The organism is Pseudoalteromonas issachenkonii, assembly GCF_002310795.1.
Taxonomy (GTDB): domain Bacteria; phylum Pseudomonadota; class Gammaproteobacteria; order Enterobacterales; family Alteromonadaceae; genus Pseudoalteromonas; species Pseudoalteromonas tetraodonis.
The window spans coordinates 2,411,551-2,429,183 of sequence record NZ_CP011030.1; the positions used below are offsets into that span (position 1 = coordinate 2,411,551).

Sequence of the window (17,633 nt, forward strand, 5' to 3'; positions counted from 1 at the left end):
ATTCATACCAGACACTTTGACTATTATTATTTAGTTGTTTACACCCTCTATAAGCTGGACTAAGTTAATGACATTAACCAGACTATTAAACGCCTCCCTAGGGAAAAATCATGCAACAGAGTGTCCCATCTGCAATATTTATAAATTTTTTAGGTAAAGCACCTCAATGGTATAAATACACCATTATTGCATTTTTAATAATTAACCCGCTGCTGTTTCAATTAAACCCTTATTTGTCTGGCTGGGTACTGGTTATTGAGTTTATTTTTACACTGGCCATGGCGCTCAAGTGTTACCCACTGCAACCTGGTGGTCTACTTGCCATTGAGGCACTATTAATTGGTATGACATCAACCACGCAAGTTGAACATGAAATAGCACAAAACCTAGATGTGCTTTTATTACTTATTTTTATGGTTGCCGGTATTTATTTCATGAAAGATCTGCTGCTGTATATTTTTACCAAGTTAGTGGTTTCAGTAAGAAGTAAAACCGTTTTATCGCTTGCGTTTGCAATAGCTGCTGCGTTTTTATCAGCTTTTTTAGATGCCCTAACTGTAATGGCGGTTGTTATTGCGGTGGCCATGGGCTTTTATAGTATTTATCACAAGGTGGCTTCAGGAAAAGATTTTATTAGTGAGCACGATATTAACGATGATAACCAAGTAAAAGAGGTAAACCGTCAAGATCTTGAAGAGTTTCGTGCTTTTTTACGTAATTTACTCATGCATGCCTCGATTGGAACCGCACTTGGCGGCGTGTGTACTATGGTTGGTGAACCACAAAACTTAATTATTGCAGAGCGAGCAAGTTGGCTATTTGGAGAGTTCTTTTTAAGAATGCTGCCCGTTTCTTTACCCGTGCTTTTTGCGGGCTTATTAACAACCTTTTTATTAGAAAAAACAAAAACCTTTGGTTATGGGGCAAAACTGCCAGAAACAATTCATGCTATTTTAAAAAACCATGCACAAACACTTGATAAAAAACGTACCAAACGCGATAGAGTTAACCTCACAATTCAAGCACTTATCGCTATCTGGTTAATTACTGGCTTAGCGTTACATTTAGCAACCGTGGGCTTAATTGGATTATCGGTAATTATTTTAGCCACGTCGTCGGCCGGCATAATAGAAGAGCACCAACTCGGTAAAGCCTTTGAAGAGGCCCTCCCCTTCACTGCACTACTTTGTGTATTTTTTAGTGTAGTTGCAGTAATCATCGATCAACAACTCTTTACTCCTGTGATTACTTGGGTACTAACATTTGAAGGGCACTTACAATTGGTGATGTTTTTTATCGCTAATGGATTGCTTTCAATGGTCAGTGATAATGTATTTGTCGGCACTGTATATATAAATGAAGTTGCTGCAGCTCTAAAAGCAGGTCAAATAACTCGAGACCAATTTGATTTACTTGCAGTGGCGATAAACACCGGCACAAACTTACCCAGCGTGGCCACCCCTAATGGTCAAGCTGCTTTCTTATTCTTACTGACATCAACACTAGCTCCCGTGTTACGCCTATCTTACGGTCGAATGGTGTATATGGCTTTACCTTACACTTTTGTGCTTACCTTTGTTGGGTTAAGCTCGACTTATTTTGGCTTGAGTGAAATAACCAGTTTGTTTTATGACTGGGGGATAATACAACACCACATCCCTGTAGCGAATTCTGGGCATTAAGAGCTTACCCAACTTTGAGGAGCTAGGAAATTTCATAGCTCCTCACTTTTCCCTTTTACTTGCTCCGCTGTTTATCCTACGTCATAATCTAAGCCCTTATTTAAATACGGATTTGTTATGAACTGGCTTGCTAATCTAAGTACTCAACGTACACCTTGGTTATTATTCAGTGGGATTGTTTTTCTGCTTGAAGTCATCGCGCTCTTTTTTCAATACAACATGGGGTTAGCACCGTGCATTATGTGTATTTACCAACGCACCGCGGTATTAGGCTTACTTTTTGCCGGTATTATTGGCGCCAGTAAACCAAACAACCTCGTAGTCCGTATTGTCGCTTATACAGTGTGGGGAGTTTCAAGTGTATGGGGGTTACTAATAGCTCGTGAACACATTGAAATGCAAACAACCACTGACCCCTTTGCATTTAGCTGTGAGTTTGAGCCGAATTTTCCAGAGTTTATGCCATTACATCATTGGATACCGCAATTTTTTGAGGCAACCGGTGATTGCGGAAACATAGATTGGCAATTTGCAGGCTTAAGTATGCCAGCATGGATGGAAGTTATTTTTGTATTGTTTACCGCCACACTTTTTGCGTTAGTGGCCAGTCGATTAATCTCTAAAAAGTCACTTTAATATGTTTACTTTTTTTTCAAGCCACGTTGACGAACTTAAACACTTAAAAGTTCGTCAAAGACAAACCGTTATTGCGATCTCGTTAAGTATGCTCTCTCCTAGTGACAGAGTGTTAATGCGTATTGTAAAGCTTATGCTGCTAAGCCCATTTTTTTTAATATTTACCCTTTTTGAAGGATGGCTACTCGTGCCCTTTTTGATTGTGGCTGGTTTAAGCTACCCACTACTAACCGCCCCCGTAGATATTAACTTTGCTAAAAAGCACCTTGGTGCTGCCTTAAAACAGTTTGATCAGGGCGCATAGCGCCCCTTTTAGTTAAAACGTCACCTTTCCATCAAGTTTGGCTAGCATTTTTTTACCCACCCCTTTTACTTTAGCTAGATCTTCAAGTGATGCGAAATCACCATTTGCTTCTCTATAATCGATAATTGCCTGTGCTTTTTTCTTGCCAACACCTGGTAACTTAATTAACTGTTTTAAATCAGCAGTATTAATATTAACCACGGCTGATTGCATCTGCTCTGATAGCATATCGCTTTGCGCAAAGGTGGTACCCATAGGTAATAAATATAAAGCAGCGGCTAATGAGATGATTTTAATTAATTTCATACTATTTCCTTTTGTGTTCTTACATGAACATTCGTTGATTATTTACACCCAGCACTTTTACATAACGTTGTGGTTACTAAGTACTAACGGTAACAATCACTCCTTGCGACTCCTTTACTGCAACGCGTTATAAAGTGACTTAATAAATAAAGTAGAGTTACTCTTTATTGTCAACCAAGCTGCAGATAAACTAAGGCTAAAGCTTGCAAAACCACGCGCAAGCTTGTACTGTATATAAAAACAGTAATCTAATGATTTAAAATAATCATATTGCCACGTAAGTAAGCAGGAGAAATCATGGCTGTTGTTGTTAAATATGTTGTAGAACGAAACGGAGTCGAGCGCATGACGTTTACTACTAAAAAAGAAGCTGATGCCTATGACAAAATGCTCGATATTGCCGAGTCACTAGAACTCATGCTTGAAAAAGTAGATGTGCCGCTAAGTGAACAACAGGTTGAGTCGCTCGCGCTGGAGATTGCAAAAAGTAAAGACGACTTTATGGCCGTACTTAAAGGTGGTAAAGAAGTACCCACTAAAGCTAAAAAAACAAAGTCAGATAACGTTGCGGATATAAAAGATAAAGCAGCGAGTTAGTACTTTCAAAAGCTCAATAGTAATTATTAAAAAACTGAATTCGGTATTCGAATTCAGTTTTTTTATGCCTTTAAATAATAATAGCTAAAGGCAAGTAATCGGTGATTAAACGAGATGAATGGTCTTTTCTAAAGGTCAGCCAATAAAAAAATGCCAACCAGTTAAACTGATTGGCATTTATAAAAACCAACACTTTACGTTAGCTAATCAGTTACAATGACGATTCAACTTCATCAAACAGATCAGTAATTTCTTTTTTCGGTTCAGCTGTCACAAGGCTTCCTACCACAATAGCAATACTCGCTAAAATGAAGCCTGGGACGATTTCATAAATTACACTGCTTAAGCTCTCACCATTAATGGTAATAGGCGCATAAATCCATACAAGCACTGTTAAAGCACCAACAACCATACCGCTAATAGCCCCTTTTAAGTTCATACGTTTCCAGTAAAGGCTAAACAAGACAAGTGGACCAAATGCAGCACCAAAACCAGCCCATGCGTTGCTAACTAAATCAAGTATTGAACTATTACGGTCATACGCTAGGTAAATAGCAAATAACGCAACCAGTATTACGCTAATACGCCCTACTAACACCAGCTCAGTTTGCGAGGCATCGCGGTTTAAGTAAATCTTGTAGAAGTCTTCAGTAAGCGAGCTTGAACACACCAATAATTGCGATGAAATCGTACTCATAATCGCAGCTAAAATAGCAGCCAGTAGGAAACCAGCAATTAATGGGTGGAAAATAAGTTCAGCTAATACTAAGAAAATGGTCTCTTTATCGGCAATAGGCATTTGGTTTTCAATCATAAAGGCAGCACCAAATAAACCGGTAAATACCGCACCAATCGCAGATAGTGTCATCCAAGACATACCAATACGACGCATAGTTGGCATTTCTTTCACTGAGCGAATAGACATAAAGCGAACAATAATATGTGGCTGACCAAAGTAGCCTAAGCCCCAAGCCATCGCAGAAATAATAGCAATGGTAGAACCACCAGCAAACCAATCAAGCATATTCAATGAATGGATTTCACTGGCTTTAGGTGAACTTAACAACTGCTGGTAATTTGCATTTGCTAAAGTATCCATAAATGGCTGATCTAGCATCATATAAGTAGCGATAGGTACTGCAAGCAAGGAGATAAACATAATACAACCTTGCACGAAGTCTGTTAGGCTAACCGCTAAAAAGCCACCAAATAAGGTGTAAACAACAACCACACCCGTGGTGATGTATAAACCCATTTCGTAACTCATCTGAAATGAATTTTCAAATAACTTACCACCGGCGACTACGCCTGATGAAGTATACAAAGTAAAGAACACAATAATAACAATTGCAGAGATCACACGGAGGATATTCTTGTTATCATCAAAACGATTTGCAAAATAATCAGGGATGGTAATAGAGTCATTTGCTTTTTCAGTATAAACACGCAGTCTTGGGGCGACTAAGAAATAGTTTGCCCATGCGCCTAACACTAAGCCAATAGCAATCCAAACCTTGCTAAGCCCAAACAAGTACATTGCGCCAGGTAGGCCCATAAGTAACCAACCACTCATGTCTGATGCACCCGCTGATAAGGCAGCAACACTGGGGGCTAAATTACGACCACCTAGCATATACCCTGATATATCGCTGGTAGATTGCTTATATGCGTATAGTCCTATTCCCAGCATTACAATAAAATATAATGCCAGTGAAATAATCATTCCTGTTTCCAAATTTGCCTCCACTTAAATAAGTAATAACAGGCTTTTAATCCAAATAATGACTCTTGAAATCTTATAATTAAGACAGTATTGGAATAAAAGCTTTCTACTGAACTATAACACGGTAATTGCTAATAACTCCAACCCGCTCATTTAAGTAGATAAAAAACCATCGGTTAGCTCACTTTTGCAACAAATAAAATGAAAAACAATAAAATTAGATTAAGAAATACCAAACCAACCATAGTATTTTATTAATAATGTTCATTTTACCGATGCTATTTTGAATGTTTTCCAATATATTATTACAATGTTAATCAATTTCTACTCTTTCGGAATCCTATATGTATTTTTACGCTGCTCGGCAACCTATTTTAGATCGCAATAAAGAACTAATTGGCTATGAGCTTTTATTTCGTGATGGAGTTGATAACGTATTTCCAAATATTGACGGCGATGAAGCCACGTCTCGACTGATTGAAGGCAGTCAATTTAACTTTGGCTTAGAAGATTTAACTGATAATAAACCCGCTTATATTAACTTTACCTTAGACACCTTGTTAAAAGGCTACCCAACCCTTTTAAACAAAGATGGGGTGGTAATTGAAATACTCGAAACCGTCCAGCCAGGTAAACGCTTATTGGCAATTGTTAAAGACCTAAAAGAAAAAGGCTATACGCTAGCGCTAGATGACTATGCACATCAACCTGTATGGCGGCACTTTTATCCGTTTATCGATATTATTAAAGTCGACTTTTTAACTTGTGATATTGAAAACGTTAAAACGATCATAGAGGATTTAAAACCTTATCCACACATAAAATTACTTGCTGAAAAGGTTGAAACTTACGCGCTTTACAATCAAGCTTTTGAACTAGGTTTTGAATACTTTCAAGGCTTTTTCTTTTCAAAACCAGAAATGGTGCAAAGCAAGGCGTTACCGCCATCGGGCATGGCATTGGCTGAGCTACTCTATGAAACATCCAGCGTAGAAATGGATCTTAAAAAAATCACCGATGTATTTGAGCGTGATGTCAACTTATCGTATAAGCTGCTACGCTACTCAAATTCGGCAGCATTTGCTCGCCGCTCTGAAATAAACACAATAAAACAAGCGCTTATTGTATTGGGCGCGGCTGAAATAAAAAAACTACTCTCTTTATTATTTGCCGCACAAGTCTCTGCAGACAAACCTCTGGAGCTTATTAGGTTGTCGCTAACACGCGCGCGTTTTTGTGAGCTTTTAGCAATTTCACATGGCAAACTTAGAGATACAGGAATAGCATTTTTAACCGGCATGATGTCGCTTATGGATGCCATACTAGATGAAGAGATGGACAGTGTAATGCTTAAGCTACCGCTTTCAAATGAGATAAAAGCGGCACTGTTAAACAATGAAGGGCTGCTTGCTGAGTATTTAAACTTAGTAACTCTCTATGAGCAGGGTAACTGGCAAGCTGCTAACGATAAAGCCCAACAGCTTAACTTAGGTGATGATGTGCCTGATGCTTACCACGAAGCACTTAATTGGGTTAGTGAACAAATGCAGATAATGATTGATAATTAAAGCGCTCATTAGCAATTAATAACTAAAAATAAAACGCCAGCATTTGCTGGCGTTTTTATTTTTATTAAAGGCTTTCTAAGAAATCTTCGTCAAAATCTTCAGGCTCTTCTTTTATTGGCGGATTGCCATCGTAGAGTTCATATAACTGACGCTGAAAGTAAATGTCTTTAACAAACAGGTATGGGTCTAATGAATCATTTAATAAACCCTCTTGAGCCATTAAAGACGCCCTTGCCTCAACCGCCTTTAACGCAAACACTAAAATTGTTTGTGGTGTTGTCAGTGCAATTTCAGGTAAAACCACATTATCAACAACATCACCGGTTAAGTTACGTGCAGTTGATGGCCCCATTGCCGGGATCATTAAATAGGCACCATCGCCTACTCCCCACACACCTAAGGTTTGGCCAAAATCTTCATCAGTTACTTCAAGCCCTAACGAACTTGCAACGTCAAATAAGCCAAACACTCCCACCGTAGAATTCACTAAAAAGCGCGCAAAATTAATTCCGGCACTGCTTGGCTTTCCTTGCAGACCCGCATTAATAATATCAACCGGTGCGGTAATATTATCGGTGAAATGCACAATACTTCGACGCACAGGCTGTGGGGTTACTGTTATATAACCCACTGCCGCAGGCCTTAAAATATAAGCATCAAGTACGTCCATATTAAAGTCATAAATAGGTCTGTTTACACTTTGTATGGGATCGCGCTCATCATATTTACTCTCAGGCACTTGAGCACAACCCGATAACGTGAGTAAACATAATAAAAGTAAGCCTTGTTTTAACATCTCAAATCCTTAAGGTATTAATGTATCAATGTTCAGTTGCACTTGGCGCACCTCTTTAGAAGCAAGCACTTGAGAATGCCCTTCAAGCTCCCCAGTGCTTGGCATAACTGAATCATCATTAGAGATACGCGCAGAAATGATAATTTCACTCGCACTCGATAAGTTTAGCCCTGCCATCATGGCATTAGCATCGCTCAGCTCAACCGTAATTGGAAAGCTATAGTCTGTTAGTTTGACCACGGCTAAAGGCATCGGTGATCCCTTAGCCGCTTTAGCAAACACAAACAAAATACCGTTATTGGGCTGTTTGTCTGCAAGTTGGCTATCGATATCAACGGTAACTTGAATACTTTGAGCCGCTAACTGATCGCCACTGGTTGCCACGTTTTGCTGAGCAATTTGTAGATCGATTTCGCTAATACGTTGGTTGATCATAGCATAGCGCGTATCAGACTCATCCATACTTGCAAGTAGCACCTCAAACGCTGCCTTTGCCTGTAGCCAGTCTTTTCTCTCAAAGGCGATTAGTGCAAGTAACGAAATCGCATCAAGGTTATTTGGTTGAGCTTGCAGTACTTTAGAAAGCATACCCGCTGCACGAGTCATGTTTTCTTCACTGCCCTCAAGTAATAGCACCTGAGAGTAGCTAACAAGCGCTTGCATATTATCAGGGTTTATTTTTAATGTTTTATCGAATGACTGTTTCGCCATATCAAATTCATTTAGCATTAAAGCAACACGCCCTAACAACATCCAAGCAACTTCATCATCACCGCTTTGGCTTAACTTAGTACGCAGTGCTAGGGCAAACGCTTGTAACTCATTTTTAGTTAATGGCTCGCCCTTTTGCATTACGGCGCGCTGACCATAATCGGCCAAGTTATCCATTGCATCATGCCAAGCTGCAATTTGTTGCTGGCTGCCTGTCATTGCATAGAAAATACCTGCTAATGCAATTAAAAACGCCGCCCCTGTTAAAGCAAATATACGATTGTCACCACGACTATTTAGTGACTTCTCTGGCGATAATTCATTAAGTAAGCGGCGTTTTAATTCAATAATAGCTTCGCTGTGATTTTGCGAGTCTATACGTTGATTATCTAAATCTGCCTGTAATTCAACTAAACGCTGTTCATAAATGCTGATAAGCTGTGCATTGGCGTTATGAGTAATGGTTACTACGCGCTCTTTTTTTAAAAAAGGCACAATAATAAACAGCAATGCAATGAGTGTGAGTAAAGCAAAAGACGCCCACATTAAAATCATTTAACTTTGCTCCTGATGTTTATTTTGTTTAATCAGCTTATTGAGCATCACTTCATCAGCGTCACTCCAGGTTTGTTTTACCGACGCTTTACGTTGGCGAATCACAATAAAGCCAAACCCAATTATTACGATGAGTACCGGAAGTACCCACAGTATTAACGTGGCAGGTGTTACCGGTGGATCGTAATGAACAAAATAGCCATATCGATCAATCATGTAATCAATAACTTCATCTTTGGTTTTGCCATCTTTTACCAACGCCAGCACTCGCTCGCGCAAGTCTTTTGCGACAACGGCATCAGAGTCAGCAATATTCTGATTTTGACACTTCGGGCAACGTAATTCTTTTGTTAGCTCTTCAAAGCGAACAGCTTGCTCGTTGCTATCAAATTGATAACGGTCTTGCTGAGCAAACGCAGCTACACTAACAAACAAGCTAAGGGTTAATAAAAACAATCTCATGGCTGCAGCTCCTGCATAATAGGCGCAAACTTAGCACGCCAAACTCGAGGGTTTATATCACCAGTGTGATGTAACAAAATGGTGCCATTTTTATCTACTAAAAATGTCTCTGGTGCACCGGACACCCCTAAATCTAAAGACAATGAACGTTCTAAATCTAAAATATTAAATTGATAAGGGTCGCCCGCACGTGAAAGCATATTACTCACATCATCACGCAGCGCTTGCATATCAAATGGGCCATCAAAATCGGCGTCGTAACTTTGTACATAATACAAGCCGATAATTTTAACCCCTTGCTCGCGTAGCTTAGTTAAATAGCCAAGCTCAGCTAAACACGTCGGACACCATGTGCCCCATACGTTTAGTAAATACACGTCACCCTTTAGCTGCTCATCAGTCCAACGTTTATCGTCTTGCATTAAATCAGGTAAATTAAACGCAGGCACCGTTTGACCAATTCGCCCTGTTTGTATTTCCCGCGGGTTGGCAAACAACCCTTGGTATAAAAACACACAAATAAAGATAAAAATTAATAAAGGGGCAATTGCGATAAGTTTACGGTTCATACTGCCCCCTCTATTTCATCTTTTCGCGGTGAGGCGCGATAGCGCTTATCGAATAAAATCACAAAACCAGCGAGTGAGATCAGAATACCGCCAATCCACATCCAACGTACAAACGGCTTATGGTAAATGCGTAATGACCATGCCCCTTCACTTAGTTGCTCACCAAGCGCAAGATATAAATCACGAGTGAATCCGGCATCAATAGCGGCTTCGGTCATAAATTGCATACCAATATCGTAACGACGCTTTTCTGCATATAAACGCGTTACAGTGTCATTCCCTTTTAATACCGTCACGACACCAGCATGACCACTGTAGTTTGCACCACGAATGGTCTTCACACCTTCAAAGCGGTATTGATACTGGTTAAGCTGCACGATATCGCCTTGCTTCATCGATACATCACGCTCAACTGAATACGCCGAGGTGAGTGTAATGCCCGCTATAACAAAGGCTAAACCAACATGCCCCAGCACCATTGCCCAATAGCTTAAACCTAAACGCTTTATACCGAGCTTAAGCGAGCCATGAACCGCTGCTTTGGTATATAAATCAATAAAAGTGGCAATAAATATCCATACACCTAGCGTGGTTGCTAAAAGTGTTAATGGAGTCACTACCTCATAGCTACTAAATAACCACGCACAGGTAATGATAATACTGGCTAGTGCGCCTACAAATATTTTATTTTGTAAAAAGGCCCACTTATTTTGCTTCCAACGCAGGAAAGGTCCAATGCCCATTAAAATAGCAAATGGCACCAGTAAAATAGCAAACATTTTATTAAAGAAAGGTTCGCCAATTGAAATACTGCCTAGCCCCATTTCCTTGTGCACCATAGGTAATAATGTACCTAACAGTACAATTAACGTAGCAACTACTAAGAAAATATTGTTTAACCAAAGTGCCACTTCACGCGATACAAATTTATAACGCCCTTCACTTTTAACTTGTGAGACACGCAAGCCATATAACGCTAAACCGCCACCAACAACTACGGCCAAAAAGCCAAGAATAAATAAGCCACGATCAGGGTCTGTTGCAAAGGCATGCACCGAAACAATAATTCCTGAGCGAACGATAAAGGTGCCTAGTAAACTTAATGAAAACGCCGCAATAGCCAGTAACACTGTCCATGATTTAAATACGCCACGTTTTTCAGTCACACTTAAAGAGTGCAGTAACGCGGTTGCGACTAACCATGGCATGAGTGATGCGTTTTCAACAGGATCCCAAAACCACCAGCCGCCCCAGCCTAGCTCTGAATAGGCCCACCAACTACCTATGGTGATACCTAAGGTTAAAAAGCCCCATGCCGTCATTGTCCATGGGCGTGACCATTTTGCCCAGGTGTTATCAAGCTTGCCGGTTAACAACGCGGCAATAGCAAAGGCAAAAGCAACAGAAAGACCGACATACCCCATATAAAGTAATGGAGGGTGAATGATCATCCCTGGGTCTTGTAATAATGGATTTAAATCGCGTCCCTCAACAGGGAAATAGGGCAGTAAACGTTCAAACGGACTTGAAAGTAGCAAGGTGTACATCATAAATCCGACACCTAAAAAGCCAAGCACACCTAATACGCGAGCACGAAGTACCCAAGGCAGTGACTTTGAACGCACAGCAACAACGGCGGTCCAACCGGCCTGCATTAATAACCACAGTAAAATAGCGCCTTCATGGCCACCCCATGTTGAGGTTATTTTATAATACCAAGGCAAGGTGCTACTTGAGTGATACGCTACATAAGATACGGTAAAATCATCAGTTAAGCTGGCATAAATAAGCGCAGCAAAAGACAAAGCAACAAATGCAAACTGACCAATAGCAAGTGATGGCGCAGCGCGCATCAAACGAAGGTTTCCTGTGTGTGCACCCCAAAGTGGGAAAATACACAACAGAATACTCAGTACCATGGCCAATGTTAGGGAAAAATAACCAAGTTCTGGGATCATATTAGCTCCCACTATCTAAATTGTATTTTGGTTTCTCGTGCTTAATTCCTTTTACTGCCTCGGCAACCTCGGCTGGCATATATTCTTCATCATGTTTAGCCAGTACTTCAAACGCTTCAATGACGTTAGGTTCAACTAGCACACCTTGTGCAACAATTCCTTGCCCTTCACGAAATAGATCAGGCAAAATTCCTTGATAACGCACCGTGACCAATGGGCCAGTATCAATCAACTTAAAGCTTACCTGTAAGCTTTGCTCATTTCTTTGTACTGTACCAGGGACAACCATACCGCCAATGCGGAGCTTTTGTCCTATATGAGGCTTTTCTTTATTCGGGCCTTTACCATCAATTAATTCACTGGGGGTGTAAAACAAATTAATGTTTTCTTGTAAGGCGTACAACACTAAACCAATTGATCCACCAATACCAAAGAGTACGGCAATAATAACCAAAAGGCGTTTTTTACGTCTAGGGTTCACGAGGTTTGCTCCTGCTTAGAATTTTTAATTCGAGTTTCACGCGCAATTTGCTGCTCTACCGACGCTAAAATTTGTTTTTTGTCGCGTAACGAGCTAAATAAAATGCCTAATAAAATTAATGCGCATGTACCAAAAGAAAGCCATACATAAAAGCCATAGCCTCCCATTGCAATAAAATCTGAAAACGAGTCAAACTGCATAATTACCCCTTAGTTAACAACTGTCGCACCCATGGGCGGTGCTTTTCACGGTGTAAAATTTCATTTTTAAAACGAATTAAAGTCACAGTACCAACAAACGCGGCAAAGGCTAAAATATTAATCATTAACGGCCAAAACATACTTGGATCTACCGCGTCGCGGTTAAACTTAGTGATGCTTGCCCCTTGATGCAGGGTATTCCACCATTCCACCGAAAAGTGAATGATAGGCAAGTTAATAACCCCAACAATAGCTAAAATAGACGCGGCGCGACCGGCTGATTTTTTATCTTCAAAGGCATGGTACAAAGACAACACCCCTAGATATAAAAATAACAAAATGAGCTCAGAGGTCAGTCGTGCATCCCATACCCACCAAGCACCCCACATAGGTTTACCCCACGCAGCACCGGTGATTAAGGCTATTGCGGTCATGCAGGCACCTACGGGTGCTATTGCAATAACCGCAAGCTCTGCATTGCGTAATTGCCATACCAACGCAACAATGGCAGCAATCGCCATTGATGAATAGGCGCCCATAGATAAAATAGCGGAGGGCACGTGAATAAAAATAATACGGTAACTGTCTTTTTGTTGGTAATCGGCAGGAGCAAAACCTAATCCCCATACCCAACCGACAATCATACTAATAACCGTTACTACTGCAAAATATGGCAGTAGAGTATTGCATAATTGATATGCTCGCTCTGCTTTCGCATACGGATGTAACCACTTCCACATATTAACTTACACTCACTTTTAATGCTGATGATATGGCAATTGGCGCACTGATAGTCGCAACGACTAACATCGCACCAAGGATTGCAAGCTGACCACTGTAATCCAGCGACATAGTGCTGGTATCAATAGCGGAAGTTGCAAAAATTAAAACCGGAATATACAAAGGCAAAACGAGCAGACTCATTAAAATGCCGCCTTTTTGTAATCCCACAGTCAAGCCCGCCCCTATTGCGCCTATGAAGCTTAATAAAGGCGTACCCAATAATAGCGTTAATAACGTAGCCATTAGGGCCGTCGTATCTAAATTTAGTAGTAAAGCAAATAAAGGGGTCATTAGCACTAACGGGAGGCCGGTGATCACCCAGTGTGCGGCTACTTTGCCCAGTACCGTTAATGATAATGGGTATGACGAAGCAATGAGCTGCTCCAAAGAGCCGTCGTGGTAATCATCTCTAAACAGTTTATCAAGGCCAAGCATGGTCGATAATAAAGCCGCAACCCAAATAATGCCCGGTGCCATTCTTGATAACAAGCCTGGCTCAGGCCCTATGGCTAATGGAAACAGTGAGATAACAATTAAAAAAAACAAGATAGGATTAACTATTTCAGCGCGCTGACGAAAAGCGAGCTTAACGTCTTTGCTAAATACCGCGACAAATAACTGCCAATATGAATGCTGTCGTGTCATTAGTGGCGGTACTCCAAAGTCAACGTTTGTAAGTCACTAAAGTGGGTGGTTAAATCTTGGTGTGTTGTTAACAAAATAGCGCCCCCCTTTGATAAGTGCTCAGTAAAACGTTGCTGTAAAAAGGCAACCCCGCTTTTATCTAGCGCCGTGAAAGGTTCATCTAAAATCCATAACTTCGCTTCAGATAACCATAATCGAACGAGTGCCACCCGCCGCTGTTGACCCGCAGATAACATTCTTACAGGCACATCTTCCAGCCCCACTAAACCTAACTTACTTAATAAAGGGTATAAGTCAGGAGTATCAACATAACCATTAATAGCCAACCAATGTGCTACATTTTCAAGTGCACTAAGTTGTACGTTAACACCGGTTTTATGGCCTATAAATAATAAGTCTCTGGCATATTCGTCATAATATTTTTTGATAGATTGATTTAGGTATAAAATATCACCTTCATCCGGCAGCGAAAAACCAGCAATAATGCGCAATAATGATGTTTTACCAGCCCCATTAGGGCCGGCTAACTGCATGATTTGACCGCTTTTAAGGCTAAAATTAAGTTCATCAAACAAACAACGCTCTTGCTTGATACAAGTAACGGACTTAATGTGTAACAAGATGACGATTCTCTCTGCCAAAAATTAGCCGTAAGTCTACCATAATGATAGGGTAATACGAATATTGCTTTAGAATCGATTTACTTAAAATAAAGAAAACTTGATATAAAATAATGAATACACCAACGCACATCACATTGTCTAACCCACAGGTTAGTAATCAAACAACTGATTCAGGTAAGGCTGCGTTAGCAACACTGCCACCTGAAATGCTGGCGGCAAAAAATATTCAGTTTTCTAAAGATTCAGTCACGCTTGATGTGTTTATGAATAAGCATTGGCAAACGATTCGCCTTGGGACAACTGAGACATTCACAAACGTTGAAAAAATAGCAAGCGCTAACATACAGTTAAGTGCAGATGGTAAAAGCTTAACCATCATCCCTAACAATACAACTTTAACAATTAAACAACCGGCTCAGTTGCAACGATTTTTAAATTTTATAAACACCCAAAGTGATATTCAAAACAGTCCACTATCACTTCAGGTGGTATTACAACCCACACCAAAGTTGGTCATTGAAAAATTTAATGCCAGTATTGCTATTAATAAACACGTTGCACAATTACTCGCAGATGAGCCTTTAATAAAGGGGATGATTGAAACGGATAGCAAAGGTACACGACTTAATATTATTAACCGTTTTGCTGATATAGTGCATTCACAGCCAATAAACCAAGCCAAACTAACACAGTTGCTTGCCAGTAATTTAACCCCTGCTCAGCTTCATGCTATGCCTAAGTTTGCGGTATTAAGCCCAAACTCTTTTAAAGACTCATTAACTATTAACCTAAGTCATCGACAATTAAGTGAACTACCTACCATCCCGACTAAGGTAAACATTACTCACCAAGCAGATAAATTACTGATCAAAACCGCTTATCATAATATGACTGTGAGCCTTAAAAACTCATTTAGTAAGCCGTTTAATGAGATGCTCTCTTTGCAACAGTCGCAAGGCCTAATTGATCCCTCGCCAAGTAAACAGCATCCGCTCAGCACGATAAACAGTCCCATACAATCATGGTTAAAAAGCAGTTTTGCTGATTTTAAAACACGTATTTTAGATGCGGTAAAGTACTTTGAAAGCAAGCCATTTACGACCTCGGTAAGCTCATCTCAAAAACCAGAATTTACTGGCAATGATCAGCAAAAATGGCTCACCTCAATGCAAAAAATTGACATCACACAATTAAAAAACGTGTCAAATTTAGCGCCGCCCCTAATGCAATTTACCCAGCAAATAAAATCAAGCGTTTCTATGTGGCAACAACAACCGTTAGTAGCACACACTTTATCTCCTTTAGTGAGTCCTTTTTCATCCCCACCAACTAACGCAGTTACATTTGGTCAGAGCTTACAGCCTTTAGAAAAACTCTTATTAGCGACGGTTATAAAACACAGTCCAATCACCTCAATAGAAAAAAAAGATGCGACCAACCAAATAATAAGCAGCCAACTTAATACCATTACAAGCAAACTGACTGATCAAGGAACCGATTTAAACCGTTTAGTTAATCAGGCTTTTAATCGCATGTTGTCAGATACTAATTTACACCCAGCAACCATACAGCGCGAAATACTCAGCACCATAAAGCCCACACAACTTCAAAACGACATTTTACAGAGCTCGTTTAATAGAGGTGTTGAACAGCTTTCATTAAGCATTTTAGCCGCGCCTATCATTAACCAAAATCCAAGTGCAGTGAGTATTAATAATCAAACGGGTTTAGAAGCTTTACTGCAGGTTTTATTACCGACGTTTAAAGTGGGTAATAGCGCCAATAAATTGTTGGAACAATTACAGCAACCACAAGTACAAGCATTAGCAGGTGAATTAACCCAAATTAAGAACGCATTAAGCCAAGTACAAACGCCCGCTATTAGTCAACAACCTGACACAAACGCCTTAGTGCAATTTTTATTACCGATGAAGCTGCCTGCTGAAGCGGCGCAAACAGAAATAACTTTAGGGCAGTATAAAAAGCACAGTAGCGGTAAACTAGCGGATAAAAATGTCTGGTTTGTTAGGCTCAACTTTGATTATGCCGAGCTGGGTAAGCTACAAATAATCGCAGAACTCATGGATAAAGCTTTAGATTGTCAGTTGTTAGCCTCAACCCAAGCGGTGAGCGCTTTAGCTCATCCACATCTTGATAATTTACGCTCAAAACTGGCAAAACAAGGCTTACAAGTGGGTGAACTTAAACTAAAACGAGCGGATGATAACCATCAAGCATTTTACCAATCGCATGCCATTATTAATATTAAAGTTTAGCCATGACTGAGTCATCAAAAAGCAATTCAGCAATTGGACTACTCTACGAGGCGGGACATTCACCCATTGTAAGTGCTAAAGGGTTTGGTGAACTGGCGGATGAAATTATTGCCCTAGCCAAAGAAAAAGGAATTTTAATCCATCAAGATGAAGCACTTGCAAATACACTATCGAAACTAGACCTCGCAGAAGAGATCCCCAAAGAGTTGTACTTTGTTATTGCTGAGCTCATTGCGTTTTCATACGTGGTTAGAGGAAAGTTTCCGCCTGGTTGGCAAGACTTTCAGGGAAAGCTAAATATAAAAGCATAACGCAGTGTTATAAAAGCAAAAAAGGCGCTAAGCGCCTTTTTGTTTGTGTAATGAAAACAACAGTTCAGCCTCGGCGCGGGGTAATTCACATTCGCGAATAACCTCATCTAAATCAGCACCTAACTCAACCATTTTTACTGCACGAGAGTATATTTTAGCATCGGGGTCATCGTATTTTTGAGCTGCTTGTTGCTGTATCAGCTCTTGGTTTTGTTGTTCTACCTCAAGCACACGCTTACCAATACTCAGTAAACCGGTTCGCAACTCAGACACTTCGCTACGTAAAATATTAATCTGCTCTGATGAATCTTTAAACTGCTGTAATTGCGCGCCAAGCTCACTCGCATAGCGCTTTTTAAACATCACAATTAAAAGCAGCGAGAATAGTCCAAAAACTAAACCCGCAATAGCAATACCAAGTAATAACATAGTTTTATGTAGAGAAGC

Annotated in this window: 20 protein-coding genes; 7 read left to right on the forward strand and 13 right to left on the reverse strand. The window is 40.2% G+C overall.

Annotation, left to right across the window (positions count from 1 at the left end):
* Positions 1-110: 110 nt before the first annotated feature.
* From nhaB to PISS_RS11180, 3 genes are all read left to right on the forward strand, one after another.
* Positions 111-1,682 (forward strand): sodium/proton antiporter NhaB, encoded by a 1,572-nt coding sequence (gene nhaB / locus PISS_RS11170; protein WP_058155082.1) that lies wholly within the window; start codon positions 111-113, stop codon positions 1,680-1,682.
* Between the two features lie 117 nt (positions 1,683-1,799).
* A complete protein-coding gene (gene dsbB, locus PISS_RS11175) occupies positions 1,800-2,318 on the forward strand; it encodes a disulfide bond formation protein DsbB (RefSeq protein WP_058155084.1) in 519 nt (172 codons plus the stop codon).
* 1 nt (position 2,319) lies between these two features.
* The gene (locus tag PISS_RS11180; RefSeq protein WP_058155086.1) at positions 2,320-2,622 is read left to right on the forward strand and encodes a DUF6170 family protein; all 303 of its coding nucleotides are present in this window, start codon (positions 2,320-2,322) and stop codon (positions 2,620-2,622) included.
* Positions 2,623-2,634: 12 nt separating this feature from the next.
* Here the strand turns inward: PISS_RS11180 and PISS_RS11185 are convergent, their stop codons facing one another.
* Positions 2,635-2,928, reverse strand: a complete 294-nt coding sequence (locus tag PISS_RS11185; protein WP_058155088.1) for a ComEA family DNA-binding protein — start codon at positions 2,926-2,928, stop codon at positions 2,635-2,637.
* 297 nt (positions 2,929-3,225) lie between these two features.
* Here PISS_RS11185 and PISS_RS11190 point away from each other — a divergent pair, with 297 nt between their 5' ends.
* Positions 3,226-3,525 (forward strand): YebG family protein, encoded by a 300-nt coding sequence (locus PISS_RS11190; protein WP_013465532.1) that lies wholly within the window; start codon positions 3,226-3,228, stop codon positions 3,523-3,525.
* Between the two features lie 211 nt (positions 3,526-3,736).
* Here the strand turns inward: PISS_RS11190 and putP are convergent, their stop codons facing one another.
* A complete protein-coding gene (putP, locus tag PISS_RS11195; protein ID WP_008113313.1) occupies positions 3,737-5,248 on the reverse strand; it encodes a sodium/proline symporter PutP in 1,512 nt (503 codons plus the stop codon).
* A 344-nt stretch (positions 5,249-5,592) separates the two neighbouring features.
* Between putP and PISS_RS11200 the strand changes: the two genes are divergently transcribed.
* Positions 5,593-6,816, forward strand: a complete 1,224-nt coding sequence (locus PISS_RS11200; protein WP_033104090.1) for an EAL and HDOD domain-containing protein — start codon at positions 5,593-5,595, stop codon at positions 6,814-6,816.
* Positions 6,817-6,880: 64 nt separating this feature from the next.
* Here PISS_RS11200 and PISS_RS11205 read toward each other — a convergent pair whose 3' ends face one another.
* From PISS_RS11205 to ccmA, 10 genes are read right to left on the reverse strand one after another with little or no spacing between them, the layout of a single operon-like run.
* The gene (locus PISS_RS11205; protein ID WP_028834001.1) at positions 6,881-7,612 is read right to left on the reverse strand and encodes an MlaA family lipoprotein; all 732 of its coding nucleotides are present in this window, start codon (positions 7,610-7,612) and stop codon (positions 6,881-6,883) included.
* Between the two features lie 9 nt (positions 7,613-7,621).
* A complete protein-coding gene (ccmI, locus tag PISS_RS11210) occupies positions 7,622-8,878 on the reverse strand; it encodes a c-type cytochrome biogenesis protein CcmI (RefSeq protein ID WP_033104089.1) in 1,257 nt (418 codons plus the stop codon).
* Positions 8,879-9,340 carry a cytochrome c-type biogenesis protein gene (locus PISS_RS11215; RefSeq protein WP_013465536.1) on the reverse strand — a complete coding sequence of 154 codons (462 nt, stop codon included), beginning with the start codon at positions 9,338-9,340 and terminating at the stop codon, positions 8,879-8,881.
* The gene (locus tag PISS_RS11220; protein ID WP_013465537.1) at positions 9,337-9,909 is read right to left on the reverse strand and encodes a DsbE family thiol:disulfide interchange protein; all 573 of its coding nucleotides are present in this window, start codon (positions 9,907-9,909) and stop codon (positions 9,337-9,339) included. Before PISS_RS11220 ends, PISS_RS11215 begins: the two co-directional genes overlap by 4 nt.
* A complete protein-coding gene (locus tag PISS_RS11225; protein WP_058155090.1) occupies positions 9,906-11,867 on the reverse strand; it encodes a heme lyase CcmF/NrfE family subunit in 1,962 nt (653 codons plus the stop codon). The genes PISS_RS11220 and PISS_RS11225 overlap by 4 nt, the downstream gene beginning before the upstream one ends.
* 1 nt (position 11,868) lies before the next feature.
* Positions 11,869-12,348, reverse strand: coding sequence for a cytochrome c maturation protein CcmE (gene ccmE / locus PISS_RS11230; RefSeq protein ID WP_008465420.1), 480 nt, complete (start codon positions 12,346-12,348; stop codon positions 11,869-11,871).
* Positions 12,345-12,548, reverse strand: a complete 204-nt coding sequence (gene ccmD / locus PISS_RS11235; protein ID WP_008112240.1) for a heme exporter protein CcmD — start codon at positions 12,546-12,548, stop codon at positions 12,345-12,347. Before ccmD ends, ccmE begins: the two co-directional genes overlap by 4 nt.
* A gap of 2 nt (positions 12,549-12,550) precedes the next feature.
* Positions 12,551-13,288, reverse strand: a complete 738-nt coding sequence (locus PISS_RS11240; protein WP_058155092.1) for a heme ABC transporter permease — start codon at positions 13,286-13,288, stop codon at positions 12,551-12,553.
* Position 13,289: 1 nt separating this feature from the next.
* Positions 13,290-13,976, reverse strand: coding sequence for a heme exporter protein CcmB (ccmB, locus tag PISS_RS11245; protein ID WP_033104087.1), 687 nt, complete (start codon positions 13,974-13,976; stop codon positions 13,290-13,292).
* Entirely contained in the window at positions 13,976-14,596 is a 621-nt protein-coding gene (gene ccmA / locus PISS_RS11250) for a cytochrome c biogenesis heme-transporting ATPase CcmA (RefSeq protein ID WP_076920609.1), read from the reverse strand. The genes ccmB and ccmA overlap by 1 nt, the downstream gene beginning before the upstream one ends.
* A gap of 113 nt (positions 14,597-14,709) precedes the next feature.
* On the opposite strand from ccmA, the gene fliK reads away from it, so the two are divergent.
* Both fliK and PISS_RS11260 read left to right on the forward strand, forming a co-directional pair.
* Positions 14,710-16,875 carry a flagellar hook-length control protein FliK gene (gene fliK, locus PISS_RS11255; protein WP_058155093.1) on the forward strand — a complete coding sequence of 722 codons (2,166 nt, stop codon included), beginning with the start codon at positions 14,710-14,712 and terminating at the stop codon, positions 16,873-16,875.
* 2 nt (positions 16,876-16,877) lie between these two features.
* Positions 16,878-17,186 carry an EscU/YscU/HrcU family type III secretion system export apparatus switch protein gene (locus tag PISS_RS11260; RefSeq protein ID WP_010387940.1) on the forward strand — a complete coding sequence of 103 codons (309 nt, stop codon included), beginning with the start codon at positions 16,878-16,880 and terminating at the stop codon, positions 17,184-17,186.
* A gap of 27 nt (positions 17,187-17,213) precedes the next feature.
* Here PISS_RS11260 and PISS_RS11265 read toward each other — a convergent pair whose 3' ends face one another.
* Positions 17,214-17,615, reverse strand: coding sequence for a DUF2802 domain-containing protein (locus PISS_RS11265; RefSeq protein ID WP_008112228.1), 402 nt, complete (start codon positions 17,613-17,615; stop codon positions 17,214-17,216).
* Between the last annotated feature and the right edge of the window lie 18 nt (positions 17,616-17,633).

Bases quoted from the DNA above. Each gene is read 5' to 3' on its own strand.
- nhaB (WP_058155082.1), top strand. From the start codon at position 111: ATGCAACAGAGTGTCCCATCTGCAATATTTATAAATTTTTTAGGTAAA.
- dsbB (WP_058155084.1), top strand. From the start codon at position 1,800: ATGAACTGGCTTGCTAATCTAAGTACTCAACGTACACCTTGGTTATTA.
- PISS_RS11180 (WP_058155086.1), top strand. From the start codon at position 2,320: ATGTTTACTTTTTTTTCAAGCCACGTTGACGAACTTAAACACTTAAAA.
- PISS_RS11185 (WP_058155088.1), bottom strand. From the start codon at position 2,928: ATGAAATTAATTAAAATCATCTCATTAGCCGCTGCTTTATATTTATTA.
- PISS_RS11190 (WP_013465532.1), top strand. From the start codon at position 3,226: ATGGCTGTTGTTGTTAAATATGTTGTAGAACGAAACGGAGTCGAGCGC.
- putP (WP_008113313.1), bottom strand. From the start codon at position 5,248: ATGATTATTTCACTGGCATTATATTTTATTGTAATGCTGGGAATAGGA.
- PISS_RS11200 (WP_033104090.1), top strand. From the start codon at position 5,593: ATGTATTTTTACGCTGCTCGGCAACCTATTTTAGATCGCAATAAAGAA.
- PISS_RS11205 (WP_028834001.1), bottom strand. From the start codon at position 7,612: ATGTTAAAACAAGGCTTACTTTTATTATGTTTACTCACGTTATCGGGT.
- ccmI (WP_033104089.1), bottom strand. From the start codon at position 8,878: ATGATTTTAATGTGGGCGTCTTTTGCTTTACTCACACTCATTGCATTG.
- PISS_RS11215 (WP_013465536.1), bottom strand. From the start codon at position 9,340: ATGAGATTGTTTTTATTAACCCTTAGCTTGTTTGTTAGTGTAGCTGCG.
- PISS_RS11220 (WP_013465537.1), bottom strand. From the start codon at position 9,909: ATGAACCGTAAACTTATCGCAATTGCCCCTTTATTAATTTTTATCTTT.
- PISS_RS11225 (WP_058155090.1), bottom strand. From the start codon at position 11,867: ATGATCCCAGAACTTGGTTATTTTTCCCTAACATTGGCCATGGTACTG.
- ccmD (WP_008112240.1), bottom strand. From the start codon at position 12,548: ATGCAGTTTGACTCGTTTTCAGATTTTATTGCAATGGGAGGCTATGGC.
- PISS_RS11240 (WP_058155092.1), bottom strand. From the start codon at position 13,288: ATGTGGAAGTGGTTACATCCGTATGCGAAAGCAGAGCGAGCATATCAA.
- ccmB (WP_033104087.1), bottom strand. From the start codon at position 13,976: ATGACACGACAGCATTCATATTGGCAGTTATTTGTCGCGGTATTTAGC.
- fliK (WP_058155093.1), top strand. From the start codon at position 14,710: ATGAATACACCAACGCACATCACATTGTCTAACCCACAGGTTAGTAAT.
- PISS_RS11260 (WP_010387940.1), top strand. From the start codon at position 16,878: ATGACTGAGTCATCAAAAAGCAATTCAGCAATTGGACTACTCTACGAG.
- PISS_RS11265 (WP_008112228.1), bottom strand. From the start codon at position 17,615: ATGTTATTACTTGGTATTGCTATTGCGGGTTTAGTTTTTGGACTATTC.